This is a genomic window from Pontibacter litorisediminis, from assembly GCF_029360645.1.
GTDB lineage: Bacteria > Bacteroidota > Bacteroidia > Cytophagales > Hymenobacteraceae > Pontibacter > Pontibacter litorisediminis.
The window spans coordinates 45,399-61,928 of the sequence record NZ_JARDUA010000011.1; the positions used below are offsets into that span (position 1 = coordinate 45,399).

A 16,530-nucleotide genomic window follows, 5' to 3' on the forward strand; every position below is an offset into this window, starting at 1 on the left:
ACTTCCTGGCTGCAAGGGCAAGGGCATCTGCCTGAGCACCAACTGCAACAAAGGCCTTCAAAAAGCGGTTATCTATTCGTATCTTTACAGATTGAAAATTAGCTTAAAACAGCCTCAGAAACGGCAACTTATACTTGCTGGCGGGGCTAACCAAAGTATGGCAAACATAACCGAAGATAATTTAGACGAGCTGGATGCCCGTCAGAACATCATTATAAAGGGCGCGCGGGTGCACAACCTCAAAAACCTGAGTGTGGCCCTGCCCCGCAACAAGTTCATCGTCATCACTGGCCTCTCCGGCTCCGGCAAGTCGTCGCTGGCGTTCGATACGCTCTATGCCGAGGGGCAGCGCATGTACGTGGAGAGCCTGAGCTCCTACGCGCGCCAGTTCCTGGGCCGCATGGACAAACCCGACGTGGACTACATCCGCGGTATCAGCCCGGCCATTGCCATTGAGCAGAAGGTGAGCATCAAGAACAACCGCTCCACCGTGGGCACCAGCACCGAGATCTACGATTACCTGAAGCTGCTCTATGCCCGCATCGGCAAAACCTACTCGCCTATCTCAGGAGAGGTGGTGCAGAAAGACAGCGTTACCGATGTGGTGGACTTTATTTTCTCGCTGGAGGATGAGGCCCGGGTAATGATTCTGGCGCCGCTGCACCAGCACAAGGAGCGCACGCTGGCCAAGGAGCTGGACCTGCTGCTGCAGAAAGGCTATTCCCGCATCTACGCCAACGGGCAGGTATACTTTATTGAGGAGCTGCTGGAGGAGAAGAAGCCGAATTTGGGTAAGGAGGTGTACATCCTGGTGGACCGCGCCGTGATCTACAAATCGGACGAGGACCTGCAGTTCCGCATCGCGGATTCGGTGCAGACAGCCTTTTTCGAGGGCCATGGCGAGTGCCGCGTCAAGTATGGCAACGATGAGGAGCGCGTGTTTTCCGACAGGTTTGAGTTGGACGGAATGGTGTTCGAGGAGCCGTCGGTAAACTTCTTCAGCTTCAACAACCCCTACGGCGCCTGCCAGACCTGCGAGGGCTTCGGCTCTGTGCTCGGCATCGACCCAGACTTAGTTATACCTGATAAAAGCCTGACCGTGTATGAGGGGGCGATCGCGCCCTGGCGCACCGATAAGATGAGCGAATGGCTGCAGCCGCTGCTCAAAAACGGTATCCGCTTCGACTTCCCGATCCACCGCCCATACAATGAACTGACGGAGGCGGAGCAGGAGCTGCTGTGGACCGGCAACAAGTACTTTTCTGGCCTCAATGCCTTTTTCAAAGAGATACAGTCGCAGACGCACAAGATACAGTACCGCGTGATGCTCTCGCGCTACCGTGGCCGCACCACCTGCCCCGACTGCAAGGGCTCGCGCCTGCGCAAGGATGCCAGCTACGTAAAAGTAGGTGGCAAAAGTATAACCGACCTCGTGCTGATGCCGATCACGCAGGTGCTGCCGTTTTTCCGCAACCTACAGCTAACGGAGCATGAAGAGAACGTGGCCGAGCGCCTGGTAACCGAGGTGACGAACCGTCTGGGTTACCTGGAGCGCGTGGGCCTGGGGTACCTAACCCTCAACCGGCTTTCCAATACCTTGTCCGGAGGCGAGAGCCAACGTATCAACCTGGCCACTTCCTTGGGTAGTGCTTTGGTGGGATCGATGTACATCCTGGATGAGCCAAGCATTGGCCTGCACCCGAAGGACTCGGAGCAGTTGATCGGGGTGCTGCGCTCGCTGCAGCAGCTGGGTAATACGGTGATTGTGGTGGAGCACGAGGAAGAGATGATGCGGGCGGCCGACCAATTAATTGACATTGGTCCGGAGGCCGGCACGGGTGGCGGTAACCTGATGTTCCAGGGAACCCTGGAGGAGTTGACGAAGAAAGCGGACACCTATACGTCCAGGTACCTGAGTGGCCGCATGGAGGTGCCGGTGCCGCCCCAGCGCCGTAAGTGGCGCAATGCCATTGAGATCATCGGTGCCCGCGAGAACAATCTCAAAAACCTGAGCGTGAAGATTCCGCTGGATGTGATGACGGTGGTGACAGGGGTGAGCGGCTCCGGCAAATCCACACTGATCAAGAAGATACTGGCCCCGGCCATGCAGAAGCTGCACGGAGCTACTTCGGAGGCTACCGGTAAGTTTGATAAACTGGCAGGCGACTACGGTAAAATAGAGCACGTGGAGTTTGTGGACCAGAACCCGATCGGCAAGTCGTCGCGCTCTAACCCGGTGACCTACGTGAAAGCTTACGACGCCATCCGTACCTTGTATGCCGATCAGCCGCTGGCAAAGTCGCGGGGCTTTAAGCCGTCGCACTTCTCGTTCAACATCGAGGGCGGCCGCTGCGAAGTGTGCCAGGGCGAAGGGCAGGTGAAGATCGAGATGCAGTTCATGGCCGATATCTACCTGACCTGTGAGAGCTGCCATGGCCAGCGCTTTAAGCAGGATGTGCTCGACATCAAGTATAAAGACAAGAGCATCTCGGATGTGCTGGACATGACTATTGCCGACAGCATCGACTTCTTTGCCGAGCAGCCAAAGATCATCGAAAAGCTGAAGCCGCTGAACGATGTGGGATTAGGCTATATCCGGCTGGGGCAATCGAGCAACACGCTTTCGGGGGGCGAGGCGCAGCGCGTAAAGTTGGCGTCCTTCCTGACGAAGGGCGTGCAGCCGCACCAGGAGAATATCCTGTTTATCTTCGATGAGCCTAGCACCGGTCTGCATTTCCACGACATCAGCAGGCTGCTTACCTCTATCAACGCGCTCATCGAGAACGGCAACACCGTCGTAATCATTGAGCACAACATGGACATCATCAAATCTGCCGATTGGATCATCGACCTGGGGCCGGAAGGCGGCATAAACGGTGGCCACCTGCTGTTTGAGGGCACACCAGAGGATATGGCGAAGCTGGAGGATAACCACACGGCCCGCTTTCTGAAGGATAAGCTTTAGGAGAAGTATAAAATATGAAAAGCCGCTGCAAGTATACATGCAGCGGCTTTTTTGTTTGCTGTGCCGGGTTCCAACCATCCCTACCCTCGTGAGAGGAAAGTATACCTGCTTCTTTCACTGCCCTCCTGCAAGGATCTTGTGGGAAGGGAGGTGAAGCTGAGGCTACTGGCTTCGAAATCCAACCACCCCTCTATCCCCTCCTTGATTAAGGAGGGGAATTTTCACCTTCCCCCAACCCTCTCCTAAGAACAGGAGAGGGAGCTTTTCAGCAAACGATTACACTCCTATAGTCCCCTCAAGGGGACAGTTGCAGAAAGCCTCAGCTACCGAATTTGTACCCAGTTTTTCTGTGAGGCGCCTATGCGAGTTTTTCCGGTGCCCGGAGGGCATTGCGACGTAGGAGCAAAGGAAAAGCTCCCAGCGCCGAATAGGAAAACGAGGCCTCCCGGCCTAGGAGGGCAGAAAGTGTACTATGGAACGGGTCGTTTGTAGGAACTAGAGGATAAGTGGTAGCTAGAAAGTACAGCTTGGTTCCAACTGCAGAAAGTGGGGGCCAAAGTATAACGGCACCAGCGGGCGCTTGCGCCAGAAGACCCTTGAAGTATAAAAGTATAAAGTATCGCTAAGTATAAATCAGCAAGTATGAACTTAACAAATACTGCGGCAAAGTATAGGTAGAGGAGGTACACCAAATTTTCCTATCTTGCCGTAAAGCTTCGGAGCAAGCAAACCAACGTATAACGAACATCAACCCAAAGTATAAAACATGAGAAAGCGAATTGTTGCAGGCAACTGGAAAATGAACAAAACCGCCGAAGAGGCGCTCTCGCTGGTGTCGGAGATCGATAACATGGTGCAGGACGAGGTGAACAGCGATGTGACCGTGGTAGTGGCCCCTCCGTTTCCATTCCTGCAGAGCGTAGGCAAACTGGTGCAGGGCAACGATAAAATGCACCTGGCCGCCCAAAACGTGAGCGAGCACGAGAGTGGCGCCTACACCGGCGAGGTATCGGCTGCGATGCTGAAGTCTGTGGGCGTGGAGTACGTAATCATCGGGCACAGCGAACGCCGCCTGTACCACCACGAGGATGCCCAGACGCTGTACAAAAAGCTGAAGGCAACGATTGCCCATGGTATGAAGCCGATCTTCTGCTGCGGCGAGCCGCTGGAGGAGCGCGACGCCGACCGCCACTTCGACTATGTGGGCAAGCAGCTGCACGACAGCCTTTCCTACCTCAGCAACGAGGAGTTTGACCAGGTGGTGGTGGCCTACGAGCCGATTTGGGCTATTGGTACCGGCCGCACCGCCAGCAGCCAGCAGGCGCAGGAAATGCACGAGTACATCCGGGAGCAGCTGGCCCGCATGTTCGATGCCGAGGCAGCCTACAACACCCCCATCCTTTACGGCGGCAGCTGCAACCCAAGCAACGCCCAGGAGCTGTTCTCGCAGGCTGATGTGGACGGCGGCCTGATCGGCGGCGCGTCGCTTAAATCAAGGGATTTTACGGATGTGATCAAATCCATATAAAATACAATAGGAAATTGTTAAAAAGGTCGCTGGTCTGCTGGACGAGCGACCTTTTTTTGTATCTTGCCTATATTTTAGCAAATTAATATTATGCAGATACTGTTCACCCTATGGCTGGCCCTGCTGCCTTACGTAAACGCTGCCCCTGCCGCAGAAGCAGCGCGCAACCACTGCCAGGTGTATGGTTCTGTGTACCTGGAGCGCAACCCCCTGTACAAGAATACCGCCTCGCATGTGGTGTTCCTGGGGGAGGAAGAGGCCTTCGCCAACATGGTAGTATACCGTGAGAGCAACAAGCTCTTTGCCGATGGGCCCGCCGTTTGGTACGTTACGCCTAACAAGGCCTTTGCCGACCACGTGCTGTACGTGACCGACCAGCGCCACCAGGCCGATTTTACAGTGCATTTTACTGATGTGCGCTCTTTTGCCACCTGCCGAGAATAATTTTTTACCATGGATTTTATAGAAGTAACCTTAAAAGTAAACGCAGACTTTGCGGACATACTGACGGCCGAGCTCGGGGAACTGGGTTTTGATGCCTTTGTGGAGACGGAAGATGGCTTCAGTGCCTACATCGAAGAGGGCAAGTATAGCCAGCAGGCGCTGGAGGAAGTGCTGGCCCGCTACGCCGACTTTGTGCAGGTGGAGTATACCACCCAAAAGATCGCCCGCCAGAACTGGAACGAGGAGTGGGAACGCAACTTTGAGCCGCTGTTCATTGGCGGGGAAGTATCGGTACGCGCCTCTTTCCACGAGAAACCTGCCAATGCCAAGTATGATATTGTCATCAACCCGAAGATGTCGTTCGGCACGGGCCACCACGAAACCACCACGCTCATGATCGAGAACCAGCTGACGCTGGACCACCAGGGCAAGCGCGTGCTGGATATGGGCTGCGGCACCGGCATTCTGGCGATCATGGCCGGCGAACTGGGCGCCTCTGATATTGTGGCAGTGGAGATCGAGGACTGGACCGTGGAGAACGCCCGCGAGAATGCCGAGCTGAACGGCTACGGAAGTATAGACGTGCGTCTGGGTGGCGCTGAGACCATTGCCGGCGATCAACCATACGATATCATCCTAGCCAACATCAACCGGAACGTTTTGCTGGAAGACATGCCGGCCTACAAGGCTGTGCTGAAGCCGGGCGGCTTCCTACTGCTCAGCGGCTTTTACACCGAAGACCTGCCCATGATCCAGCAGCGCTGCCAGGAGCTGGGGCTGAGGTATGTGTCGCACCGGGTCAAGAATAACTGGGTTTCTGCCGTTTTCAGCGCCTAGCTTAGGCTGTAGTATAAGAGTATAAGTTACCATCCAATCATCCAACCGCTACCTTTATGAAACAACTTTTACCCTTCATCCTGTTTTTTACGGTTCTGACGGCGCAGGCGCAGCAGGTAAAGCTATCTGCCGAGCCTGACAAGTTTGTGGGAGATGTGAAAGCCCTGCTGCTGGCGGGTAAAGTTGAGAACGCAGAGGCGCTTTCCGCTGACCTGGAGGAAGTATGGAGCAACGGGAGACTCTCCTCGAGGCAGCAGAAGGAGGTGATGGACATTGCTCAGCAGATGTACCGCAAGCGCATGCGCAGCAATCCGCACTTCTCCGACTTCTTTACCATGGTAACGGCCGGCATCAAGAAGCAGAACCTGCGCCCTGCCCAGCTGGATAACATGCTGGAGGTAACGGCCAAGGCAGTAAAGCAGGAGGACACGAAGCACCTGGAGCAGTACCTGCGCACTGTCAGCTTGTTCCTGGATCAGGGTAAGTTGTTTCAGAATACCTATTACAGCCTTCGCGCCTCCGGTGGCAGCTTCAGCTTTGCCTACGAAGGGGCCAGCAAGGCTGCCGAAGAGCAGGAGGAAGGTGCGGATGCCTGGGGAAGCGTGTCGTGGGATGATGAGGCAAGCACAAGCGAAGATGCCTGGGAGGATGACGGTTGGGGCACAGTAGCCCCGAAGCCGAAGAAAGAGGACAAGCAGAAAAGCGCCCAGAAACAGAAAGAAAGCCTGAAGCGTATGTATGTGCCGGCCATGCCAAAAGTATCGGGACCGGTGCTAAAGCTGGAGAAGGTCGCGCTTGTGTTCGTTACCCCCTGGGACTCCGCTGCCATCCAGAACACCGCCGGCCAGCTGATGCTGACGCAGAACATGTTTGTTGGCGACGGCGGCACGTTTGACTGGGAGGTGAAAGGAGAGGCTGCCAAAGCCGAGCTGAACAAGTATAGCTTTAACACCAGCTTTGCCGGCTTTAAGGCCCCGGATGTAAAAGTAACCTATAATGCCGTACTGGCTGCTCCTGTGGATGGCGCGCTGGAGTGGATGAGCAGCAAGCGCAAGAACGGCAACTACCCTTATCCTAAGTTTACCTCCTTCACCAGCGATGCCCGCCTGAACAGCCTGGGCAACGACATTGCCTACAACGGTGGTTTTTCGCTTACCGGCAACATCATCGGCAGCCGGCCGCTGGACGGTAGCCTGTCGCAGCTGGTAGTATCGCACCAGGGCAAGCGTAAGTTCCGCACCATGGCCCGCAACTATACGTTTGAGGACTCGCTGGTGCTGGCCAACCGGGCCACCGTGTCGGTATACCAGGGGCAGGACTCGCTCATGCATCCGGCCATGCAGCTCCGCTACTCCCGCGTAAACCAGGACCTGACCCTAACGAAAGACAAGGGCCCGTACGCCCGCACGCCTTTTTACGACTCCTACCATAACCTGGAGATCACCGCAGAGCGGGTGCATTGGAACTTGAACAAGCCAGAGATAGATTTCTCCATCCTGAACACGAAAACCCTGATTCCGGTACAGCTGGAGTCTACCGAGTACTTTTCCAATGTGCGGTACCAGCAGCTGGTAGGCATCGCGCCTTTCCACCCCCTGCAGGTGCTGGTGGGTTACGGAGCCAAGGCAAAGTCAAGCACGTTTTACGCGAGCGATGTAGCCCGTGCCACCCGCGTGGATGAGAAGGCTATCCGCGAGGCGGCCCAGGCGATGGCCTACCAGGGCTACATGGACTACGACCCCGCCTCCGGTTACATCGAGCTTAAGAACAAGGCCTGGCATTATGTGGGGGCCTCCCGCGACAAAAACGACTACGACCACATCGTGATCAAGTCGGTGGTGCCGTCTGGCCGAAACGCGACCCTAAACCTGGAGAACAACAAGCTAACCGTGCGCGGGGTGAACAAGATCACCTTTAACAACGATACCGCCAGCGTGTACGTTTTGCCGCGCCGTGAAGAGATACACATCCTGAAGAACCGCGACATCGAGTTTGACGGGCAGGTATACGCCAGCCGCCTCGCTTTGCGCGGCACCGAGTTCAGGTTCAACTACGATGAGTTCTCCATCGACCTGACTAAGCTGGATACCATTGCCCTGGTGACGAACAGCCGCAAGGCGAAAAACATGAAGACCTCGGAGCAGGTGATGACCAGTAGCTCGTCAGGAAAGCTGTACATCAACAAGCCGAATAATAAATCCGGGGAGAAATTTATGCCGGAGTACCCTAAGTTTGATGCGGTGGCCGGTGCGCAGATGGCCTTTTCACGCCCCGAGGTGGCAGGAGGGGCCTACGACAGCACCGTGTATTTCGACATGCCCCCCTTTAAGCTCGACAGTCTGAGCTCAGGCAATCACATCGTTTCCTTTGATGGCACGTTCCACTCCGGCGGCATCTTCCCGCCGATAAAGGCAAAGTTGCAGATGATGCCCGACGAGACCATGGGCTTTTATCACCAACCACCCGCCAAAGGCCTGGAAACCTACGGAGGCAAGGGCATGGTGTACGACACCATTATGATGAGCGCAGCGGGCATTCAGAGCCGGGGCAAGCTTACCTACCTTTCCGCCACGCTGCAGGCGCCGGTGTACACGTTCTATAAAAATGGTGCCGTGGCAGAGGGCGGCACAGAGCTCACCATCAGCGAGAGCACCATAAACGGGACGAAGTATCCAGCGGCTACGTTGAAGGGCTTTAACATGAACTGGCAGCCGCAGGCCGACACCATGTACTTGCAAACCACCAAGGACCCGATGGCAGTGTACAAAGAAGGGTATGCTTTTACGGGGGTGGCCAAATTGTCGCCGGGAGGCTTGTACGGTAGCGGTGTGCTGGATAATGCCTATGCCAACGTTACGTCAGGCAAGTTTCGGTTCGACCAGCGCAGCTTTAGCGGCAATAACGCCCAGTTGCTCGTGAAGTCGGATGTGGAGGGAAGCCCGGCGATTAAGGCACAGGACGTGGCTTTCTCCTACGACATGACCTCCGGCTTTGTGGACTTTGAGAGCGAGCAGAAAGGTGCCGCTATCATGGAGTTCCCGAAAACGCAGTACAAGACATCCATGAGCAGTGCCCGCTGGGACATGAACACCAAAAAGGTGAACCTGAAGGCGGACGAGAGCGGCGCAAAGAACTGGTTCTACTCCCAGCATCCGGAGCAGGAGGGGCTGCGCTTCATGGCCGACGGAGGTGAGTTTAGCCTGCTGGAAAACACACTGCACGCTACCGGAGTGCCGCATATTGCCGTTGCTGACCTATATGTGGTGCCGGACAGCGGCAAAGTGGCCGTGCAGGCGGGTGCCAGCATCCGCACCCTGCGCAATGCCAAAGTGCTGGCAGACTCCGTGCAGCAGTACCATAAGCTGTACGCGGGCAACATCGACGTGCTGTCGCGGTACGCGCTGCGCGGCGACGCGATTCGCGATTACTACAATGCTGCCGGCGACTCATTCCAGCTCCACTTTGGCGATTTTGTGTATGGCAACCCGCAGCAGAAAAAGAAGCCGATCTTTACCTTTGCCACCGCACACCTGGAGGATGGGGCGAAGCCGTTTTACATTTTCCCAAGGATCATGTACCGTGGCAAGGCGGTGATGCAGGCTCCTAACGCTTACATGAACTTCGACGGAGAGGTGAAGCTGAACTTTACCGGTAATCCCGAGGATTCCGACTGGTTCCCTTACAAGAAAGATACCCTGAACCCGAACAACGTGCGCATCCCGATCCTGAAGCCGAAGGCGGCCGACGGTTCGCCGCTGCACACGGGCCTGCACGTAGCAACCGGGTCAGGCAAGCTCTACAACACCTTTGTGTCGAGGAAGCAGGGGGCGGAAGACCTGGACCTGTTCACAGTAGATGGCCTGCTGTCGTACAACAAAGAGAGCGGCGAGTTCAAGATCGGCCGGGAGGAGCGGGCCTATGGCGATGCCTACCAGGGCAATATGCTGCGCTACAACGAAGCCTCGAACACAATCCATTTTGAGGGCAAGCTGAACCTGGTGAAGCCGAAGAAGAGCTTTGCCATTGAGGCAGCTGGAAGCGGCGATGCCAATGTAGACAGCAGTCGCTACAGCCTCCGCTCTATGCTTGCATTTGACCTGGATGTGCCAAACCAGGCGTTAGGGGCCATGGCCGGGAACCTGCGTGGCAACGCTGCCGGGGCTGCCGCCATCAGCAACGTGGACGATGAGCTGCTCTACCAGATAGGCGAGTTCGTTGGCGACCGTGATGCCCGCAAATACCGGGACCAGTCGATGACAGCGTACGTGCCGCTGCCGAAGCTATCCAAGAAACTGGAGCGCAGCCTGGTACTGACCGACGTGAACCTCCATTGGTCTAACGAGCAGAAAGCCTGGTACAGCGTGGGGGGCATTGGTGTTGTGAGCAGTATGAAGGAAGACATCAACTCCAAAATGAACGGCTACCTGGAGATGAAACAGGACAACTACGGTGACCCGGTGGTGAACTTATACCTGCAGGCCGACCCGTATACCTGGTACTACTTCAGCTTCTTTGAGAATGGCCTTACGATGGTATCCTCAGACGATAAGTTTAACAAAGCCATACGCTCCAAGTCGAAGGGCAGCCGCGGGGCAACCAGTAGCTATGGCATCTACGAAGGCATCCCGATCGAGAAGAACGAGTTCCTCAACCACTTCCAGAAGACCTACCTAGGTGGCGAAGGCGGCTTTAAAACCGTAACGGAAAACGTGGTGAACGAGCCGACCGGAAACTTCGATTTCATATCAGAAGATGATGGAAATAAAGGGCGTAAGAAGAAAAAGAAGAAGAATGAGGAAGAGGGTGAAGGGACATTCTAATATAACCAGGAACCATAAACACAGCGTATAGGGTTAATGTGGCACTTAATAATTAGCTAGGAAATTAAGTTTTGCCTATATTTGGGCTTGTTTTTGCTGTTTAAAATACCGTGTGCGCCTTAAGATTGGCACAGTTGCAGAAACTACCCTCTTGATTTTAATCTTATACTTATGGATATGATTTTTATAGCTGCACTTGCCCTGGTAGCTTACCTGATCGGCTCTATGTGTACCGCCGTGTGGATAGGCAAGGCATACTATGGCATTGACATACGACAGCACGGCAGCGGCAACTCTGGGGCCACCAACACCTTTCGGGTGCTTGGCAAGAGGCCGGGTACCATCGTGATGCTGCTCGATATCTTTAAAGGATGGGTGGCAACATCGTTGGCCGGTTTGCTGCTGATCTTTAATGCCATTGAGCCGGAGAACCTGATCGTTTACCAACTGGTCTTCGGGGCCATCGGAGTGCTGGGGCATATTTTCCCGGTGTACGAAAAGTTTAAGGGCGGCAAGGGCGTTGCCACGCTGCTGGGCATGATGCTGGCCATAGAGCCGGTCGTGGCCCTGATGTGTATCGCCATTTTCGTGATCGTGCTGTTCGCCTCCAAGTATGTTTCTTTGGGCTCCATGATTGCCGCGCTTGCCTTCCCGATGCTGTTGCTGCTGGTGCCGCGCTTCCACCCGGAAAACCCAATCCTGATCATCTTCGGGTTCATCCTTTTTGCGGTGGTGGTGCTGACGCACCGGAAGAACATCAACCGCCTGATTGCCGGCCAGGAAAGCAAAGCCAACATCAAGCTGGGCCGCAAACGATAAGTATAGCACGTATACGAAGAGCCATCCTGCACAGCAAGGGTGGCTTTTTTTTGTAACTTTAAGTCAAAACAGAGCAAACCTTATTCGATATGATCAACCAATATATCAACGACAACAAAGACCGCTTCGTGAACGAGCTGCTCGACATGCTGCGCATCCCGTCAGTTAGCGCCGACCCAAAGTTTAAGGCTGATGTCCTGCGCAACGCCGAGTTCCTGAAGGAGCGGCTGCTAGAGGCCGGAGCCGATAACGTAGAACTGGTGGAGACGCCTGGCAACCCGGTGGTGTACGGTGAGAAGATTGTTGACCCTGCGCTTCCGACCGTGCTGGTGTATGGCCACTACGATGTGCAGCCCGCCGACCCCTATGAGCTGTGGAACTCCCCTCCGTTCGAGCCTGTGATAAAAGACGGCAAGATATACGCCCGCGGTGCCTGCGACGACAAAGGGCAGATGTACATGCACGTGAAAGCGTTTGAGACGATGGTGCAGACCGGCACGCTGGCCTGCAACGTGAAGTTCATGATTGAAGGGGAGGAGGAAGTAGGGTCTAAAAACCTGGCTACATTTGTGCGCGAGAACAAAGATCGCCTGACAGGCGACGTGATCCTTATCTCTGACACGGGCATGCTGGGCAACGATACACCATCCATCACCACCGGCCTGCGTGGCATGAGCTACGTGGAGGTAGAGGTGACAGGCCCGAACCGCGACCTGCACTCAGGGCTGTACGGTGGTGCCGTGGCCAACCCCATCAATATCCTGTGCCAGATGATTGCCTCGATGCACGACGAGAACAACCACATCACCATACCGGGCTTTTACGACAACGTGCAGGAGCTTAGCCAGGGGGAGCGTGCCGAGATGGCCCGTGCCCCTTTTGACCTGGAGAAGTATAAAAAGGCACTGGATCTGGGCGATGTGCACGGCGAGGCTGGCTATGTAACGATGGAGCGCAACTCTATCCGCCCGACGCTGGACGTGAACGGCATCTGGGGAGGCTATACAGGCGAGGGTGCCAAAACGGTGATCCCGTCCAAAGCTTATGCTAAGATTTCCATGCGCCTGGTGCCTAACCAGAGCTCTGAGGAGATCACGGAGAAGTTTAAGAAGCACTTCGAAAGCATCGCGCCAAAGAGCGTGAAAGTGGAGGTGAAGCCGCACCATGGGGGCGAGCCAGTTGTAACGCCAACCGATTCTCCGGCTTACCAGGCAGCTGCCAAAGCATACGAGGAAACCTTCGGCGTGAAGCCGATCCCGGTGCGCAGCGGCGGTTCTATTCCGATCGTGGCCATGTTCAAGTCTGAGTTAGGCCTGGACTCTGTGCTGATGGGCTTTGGCCTGGACTCCGATGCGATCCACTCGCCGAACGAAAGCTACGGCCTGTTTAACTACATGAAGGGCATCGAAACGATACCGCAGTTCTACAAATACTTTGCTGAGGGGAATAAATAAGCATCAGCCAACATATAAAGTATAAAAAAGCCCGGCTAGCGAAATAGCCGGGCTTTTGTCTTTAGCGCATTAGTTGGTCTGGCGAGGGCGGGCGTATCAGGTACCCGATACTTAGCTTATAGCCAAAGTTTTTCTGGTCCAGCGCTTTGGAGAAGGAGGTAAGGCCACCGGCGTTATGCACGCTCACAAAGAAGCCATTGTCCAGTTCCAGGCCTACTCCAACCGTGTAGCCATAGTCCCAGCGCTCAAAGTCATCCATGCTTAGAGCGTAATTGCCAAGTACGGTAGGGTTGGGTTCATCAACCGTGGCTCGGTCTACGCGCTTTACCTCCGTTGACTCCCCGATAAGGTAGCCCAAATAAGGGCCACCCTCCACAAACAAGCCGCCTTTCTGCAGCTTCAGCATCAGGGGCAGGGTCAGGTAGTGCAGCCGATGATCGTCGATCAATACCTCCGTGGCGTTTAGGGGATATTCATCATACACAAAGCCTTTCTGCTCGTACTGCAACTCTGCCTGCACCGCCAGCCTCGACACGAACTCGTAGCTCAAAATCAGTCCGCCGTTAAAGCCAGCCAAATTGTTGGTGGTGTTGGGGGAGCCGTCGGAGCCCTGCACGCTGGAGAGGTTGCCGCCAACTTTGGCCCCGAAGCGGGCATACTGCGCCTGCGCCATTAGCAGGGGCAAAAGTATAAAGAGCGGGAGGAGGAGTGTCTTTTTCATAGCGGGAAAGGTGTTGGCACGTACCGTTATTTACTGGTGCCGCTATGAATTGGTTCTGGCCCCAAAAAAGCCAGCCCCTCCAAAGTGGCGGGGCTGGCTTAGGAATTACAGGAAAAGAAATGTTTTATCGGGAGGCCGAGAAGTTCAGGCCCAGGGTCAGCATAATGGTGGAGTGGCGGGCATCCCTGAAGTTCTCATCATCGAAAAAGTCTGTGGAAGACTTGTCCATAAAGTCGGTAACGCTGCCGTTGTAGCGCACGCCTACACTGAGGATACCGCTGGTGATACCGATACCGGCTGCATAGCCAAACTCAAAGTCTTTCATGTCGCTCTTGTCTATCTCGGTCGTTGCGGAGCTTTGGCGGTCGTTGTTGATGTACTCTTTGATGTTGTTGTTCACGCTAAGCAGGTAAGAGGCCTGCGGGCCCGCCTCAAAATAAATAGGGCCGGCTTTGATACGCGCCAGCACGGGCAGCTCCAGGTAATTATAGTTCATGTTGCCCTCCCTGCGGAAGGTGCCTGTCGGCAACTGAATTTCTGTATCCTCATACTTAAAGCCTTTGTTGGAGTAGAGTAGCTCCGGCTGCACGGAGAAGAACTCGCCTACCACAGGTATGTTATAGGTGAGGCCGCCATGGAAGCCTACCTTGTTCTCGTACCGCGACTCATCCTTGAGGTCGCCGGACAGGTTGGAGAAGTTGGCACCGCCTCTGATGCCCAAGCCGGACTGTGCCTGTGCCGCAGCAAACGACAGCAGGGCAATGGAAAGTGATAATAATAGCTTCTTCATAATTGTAATGATTAAATGTATGCGCCTGTTGCAGGCCGTATACCTGGTTAATGATTGTTGTGTTTACTCAAGGCTTCCCGCCTGTGTTGATTCCCATATCAACAAGCAGGCCAAAGTATAGCACGTTAGTATATAGAATAGCAGAATATGGTGAGTGGCTATGTTTACGAGGCAGAAAATCAGAGGCATAGAAAAGTCCGGCCTTAAGCCGGACTTCCTGTTTTCCATAGTTTTAGTTTTGTACCAATGTAATCTTAGCGGCCCGGAAGGGTGTAAGCCAGGGTTAGCATAAACACGCTGTTGCGGTATTCGGGAGCGTCATCTACGTCGTTAAGCTGCGAGATGTCGCCGTTATAGCGCACACCTATCGTAAGACCCATGGGAGCGGCAAAGCCTACCCCGGCCGCATAGCCCAGGCTCGTGCGCTTGAACTGGTCAAGGTCATCGTCAATGTTGTTGCCATTCACCTCAATGTCGCCGCCAACACGGAAAGAAACCTGCGGGCCGGCTTCAAAGAAAATAGGACCGGCGTTTATGTGTGCCAGCACCGGCACATCGATGTAGCTGAGCTTGATCTTGAAAGCATCATCATCGGACTCCGCACCCTTCTGAGAGAACAGCACCTCTGGCTGGATAGCAAAGAACTCGTCGGTTGTGAGGAAGAACTTTGAGGTTAAGCCAGCATGAAAGCGGAACATCCTGTCAGTAGCCGGGGCCTCATCGCCTGTTAATCCTGCGTAATTGGCTCCAACGCGAATTCCTATTCTCTGAGCATCTGCGGCGAACGCTGTCGTCAGCAGGAGTGCAAAAATCAATAGCGTCTGTTTCATAGTCTTCTTTGTTTGTAAGTAATACTTCTTCACTGTCAGTACCGCCCCTGCAGAGCGGCTAACAGTCGTAAGCTATTACGTAGGGTCCGAATAAAAGTATAGATTCATGAGATGATTTGGGCGACAGAGGAGTACAATTTAGGGAGAGGGAAGCTGGCCATGGGCAAAGAAAAAGCAGCAACCATATCCGGCTGCTGCTTTTGTTAAATTTATGTTAAATAAGGGCTTACGCTGCTTTCCAGCTTAGCCTGCCCAGCCTTCACGGTCCAGGCTGCGGTACTGAATGGCTTCTGCCAAATGTTCAATTTTTATTTCCTCGCTTCCGGCCAGGTCGGCAATGGTGCGGCTCACTTTCAGGATGCGGTCGTAAGCGCGGGCCGAGAGGCCAAGGCGTTCCATGGCGGTCTTGAGCAGGGTGCGGCCAGCCTCGTTTACCTGGCAAACCTCCTTCACCATCTGCGAGGGCATCATGGCGTTAGAGTGGATCTGCGGCATCTCCTTGAATCGCTCCGTCTGCACCTCGCGGGCCTGCACCACGCGCTCCCGCACAGAGGCGCTGTGCTCGGCCTTGCGGGTGGCGGTCATTTCATCAAAGGTTACGGGTGTCACCTCCACGTGCAGGTCGATGCGGTCCAGCAGCGGGCCGCTCACCTTATTCAGGTAACGCTGCACCACCCCAGGGCCGCACACACATTCTTTCTCGGGATGATTGTAGTAGCCGCAGGGGCAGGGGTTCATACTTGCCACCAGCATAAAGTTGGCCGGGAAATCGATGGTGGTTCTGGCCCGGGAAATGGTAACACGGCGCTCCTCCAGCGGCTGGCGCATCACCTCCAGCACCGTGCGCTTAAACTCCGGCAACTCATCCAGGAAAAGCACCCCATTATGCGAAAGCGAGATCTCGCCGGGTTGCGGTACGCCACCGCCCCCTACCAAAGCCACATCCGAGATAGTATGGTGCGGCGCGCGGTATGGGCGTGTGGTGAGGAGCGAGGCTGCCTCGCCCAGCTTGCCGGCTACCGAGTGTATCTTGGTCGTCTCCAGCGCCTCGTGCATCGAGAGCGGCGGCAGAATGGACGGCAGCCGCTTGGCCAGCATCGTCTTTCCGGCACCCGGAGGGCCTATCATGATGAGGTTGGTCCTTGAGGCCTAAAACCTTACTATATTCGCTAAAAAAGCAATTATTAGGTATGATTTTCGGATTGGGGTACCAAAGGGGTACCAAAAGAATATTCAAGGGCTTTGTCAAGCCTGCCCAGTTCATCGGGTGAGCTTGTTCTAAACAAGCTTATTTTAGCAAGCAGTTACTTTTAAATTAGGCT

10 protein-coding genes and 1 pseudogene are annotated in these 16,530 nt (G+C 54.9%); 7 read left to right on the plus strand and 4 right to left on the minus strand.

What is annotated here, in order from left to right; genetic code table 11:
• Positions 1-157 precede the first annotated feature (157 nt).
• The 7 genes from uvrA to PXG97_RS20930 all read left to right on the plus strand — a co-directional run bounded on the left by uvrA (position 158) and on the right by PXG97_RS20930 (position 12,867).
• Complete coding sequence (uvrA, locus tag PXG97_RS20900; RefSeq protein ID WP_276499797.1) at positions 158-2,965, plus strand: excinuclease ABC subunit UvrA; 2,808 nt, start codon at positions 158-160, stop codon at positions 2,963-2,965.
• A 766-nt stretch (positions 2,966-3,731) separates the two neighbouring features.
• Entirely contained in the window at positions 3,732-4,493 is a 762-nt protein-coding gene (tpiA, locus tag PXG97_RS20905) for a triose-phosphate isomerase (RefSeq protein ID WP_276499798.1), read from the plus strand.
• Positions 4,494-4,583: 90 nt separating this feature from the next.
• Positions 4,584-4,937 carry a 7(1) septoil knot domain-containing protein gene (locus PXG97_RS20910; RefSeq protein WP_276499799.1) on the plus strand — a complete coding sequence of 118 codons (354 nt, stop codon included), beginning with the start codon at positions 4,584-4,586 and terminating at the stop codon, positions 4,935-4,937.
• Between the two features lie 9 nt (positions 4,938-4,946).
• Positions 4,947-5,774, plus strand: coding sequence for a 50S ribosomal protein L11 methyltransferase (prmA, locus tag PXG97_RS20915; protein WP_276499800.1), 828 nt, complete (start codon positions 4,947-4,949; stop codon positions 5,772-5,774).
• 56 nt (positions 5,775-5,830) lie between these two features.
• Positions 5,831-10,594, plus strand: coding sequence for a hypothetical protein (locus tag PXG97_RS20920; RefSeq protein ID WP_276499801.1), 4,764 nt, complete (start codon positions 5,831-5,833; stop codon positions 10,592-10,594).
• A gap of 171 nt (positions 10,595-10,765) precedes the next feature.
• Positions 10,766-11,413, plus strand: a complete 648-nt coding sequence (gene plsY, locus PXG97_RS20925; protein WP_276499802.1) for a glycerol-3-phosphate 1-O-acyltransferase PlsY — start codon at positions 10,766-10,768, stop codon at positions 11,411-11,413.
• Between the two features lie 89 nt (positions 11,414-11,502).
• Positions 11,503-12,867, plus strand: a complete 1,365-nt coding sequence (locus PXG97_RS20930; protein WP_420851837.1) for a dipeptidase — start codon at positions 11,503-11,505, stop codon at positions 12,865-12,867.
• Positions 12,868-12,928: 61 nt separating this feature from the next.
• On the opposite strand, the gene PXG97_RS20935 is transcribed toward PXG97_RS20930, so the two are convergent.
• From PXG97_RS20935 to PXG97_RS20950, 4 genes and pseudogenes are all read right to left on the minus strand, one after another.
• On the minus strand, positions 12,929-13,588 hold the full coding sequence (locus PXG97_RS20935) for a porin family protein (protein WP_276499803.1): 660 nt from the start codon (positions 13,586-13,588) through the stop codon (positions 12,929-12,931).
• Positions 13,589-13,712: 124 nt separating this feature from the next.
• Positions 13,713-14,378 carry a porin family protein gene (locus PXG97_RS20940; protein ID WP_276499804.1) on the minus strand — a complete coding sequence of 222 codons (666 nt, stop codon included), beginning with the start codon at positions 14,376-14,378 and terminating at the stop codon, positions 13,713-13,715.
• A 254-nt stretch (positions 14,379-14,632) separates the two neighbouring features.
• Positions 14,633-15,208: a porin family protein gene (locus tag PXG97_RS20945; protein ID WP_276499805.1), complete on the minus strand. Its 576-nt coding sequence runs from the start codon at positions 15,206-15,208 to the stop codon at positions 14,633-14,635.
• A 243-nt stretch (positions 15,209-15,451) separates the two neighbouring features.
• Positions 15,452-16,345, minus strand: a pseudogene (locus PXG97_RS20950) (YifB family Mg chelatase-like AAA ATPase); the annotation flags it as partial.
• Positions 16,346-16,530: the final 185 nt, after the last annotated feature.

Bases quoted from the DNA above. Each gene is read 5' to 3' on its own strand.
- uvrA (WP_276499797.1), top strand. From the start codon at position 158: ATGGCAAACATAACCGAAGATAATTTAGACGAGCTGGATGCCCGTCAG.
- tpiA (WP_276499798.1), top strand. From the start codon at position 3,732: ATGAGAAAGCGAATTGTTGCAGGCAACTGGAAAATGAACAAAACCGCC.
- PXG97_RS20910 (WP_276499799.1), top strand. From the start codon at position 4,584: ATGCAGATACTGTTCACCCTATGGCTGGCCCTGCTGCCTTACGTAAAC.
- prmA (WP_276499800.1), top strand. From the start codon at position 4,947: ATGGATTTTATAGAAGTAACCTTAAAAGTAAACGCAGACTTTGCGGAC.
- PXG97_RS20920 (WP_276499801.1), top strand. From the start codon at position 5,831: ATGAAACAACTTTTACCCTTCATCCTGTTTTTTACGGTTCTGACGGCG.
- plsY (WP_276499802.1), top strand. From the start codon at position 10,766: ATGGATATGATTTTTATAGCTGCACTTGCCCTGGTAGCTTACCTGATC.
- PXG97_RS20930 (WP_420851837.1), top strand. From the start codon at position 11,503: ATGATCAACCAATATATCAACGACAACAAAGACCGCTTCGTGAACGAG.
- PXG97_RS20935 (WP_276499803.1), bottom strand. From the start codon at position 13,588: ATGAAAAAGACACTCCTCCTCCCGCTCTTTATACTTTTGCCCCTGCTA.
- PXG97_RS20940 (WP_276499804.1), bottom strand. From the start codon at position 14,378: ATGAAGAAGCTATTATTATCACTTTCCATTGCCCTGCTGTCGTTTGCT.
- PXG97_RS20945 (WP_276499805.1), bottom strand. From the start codon at position 15,208: ATGAAACAGACGCTATTGATTTTTGCACTCCTGCTGACGACAGCGTTC.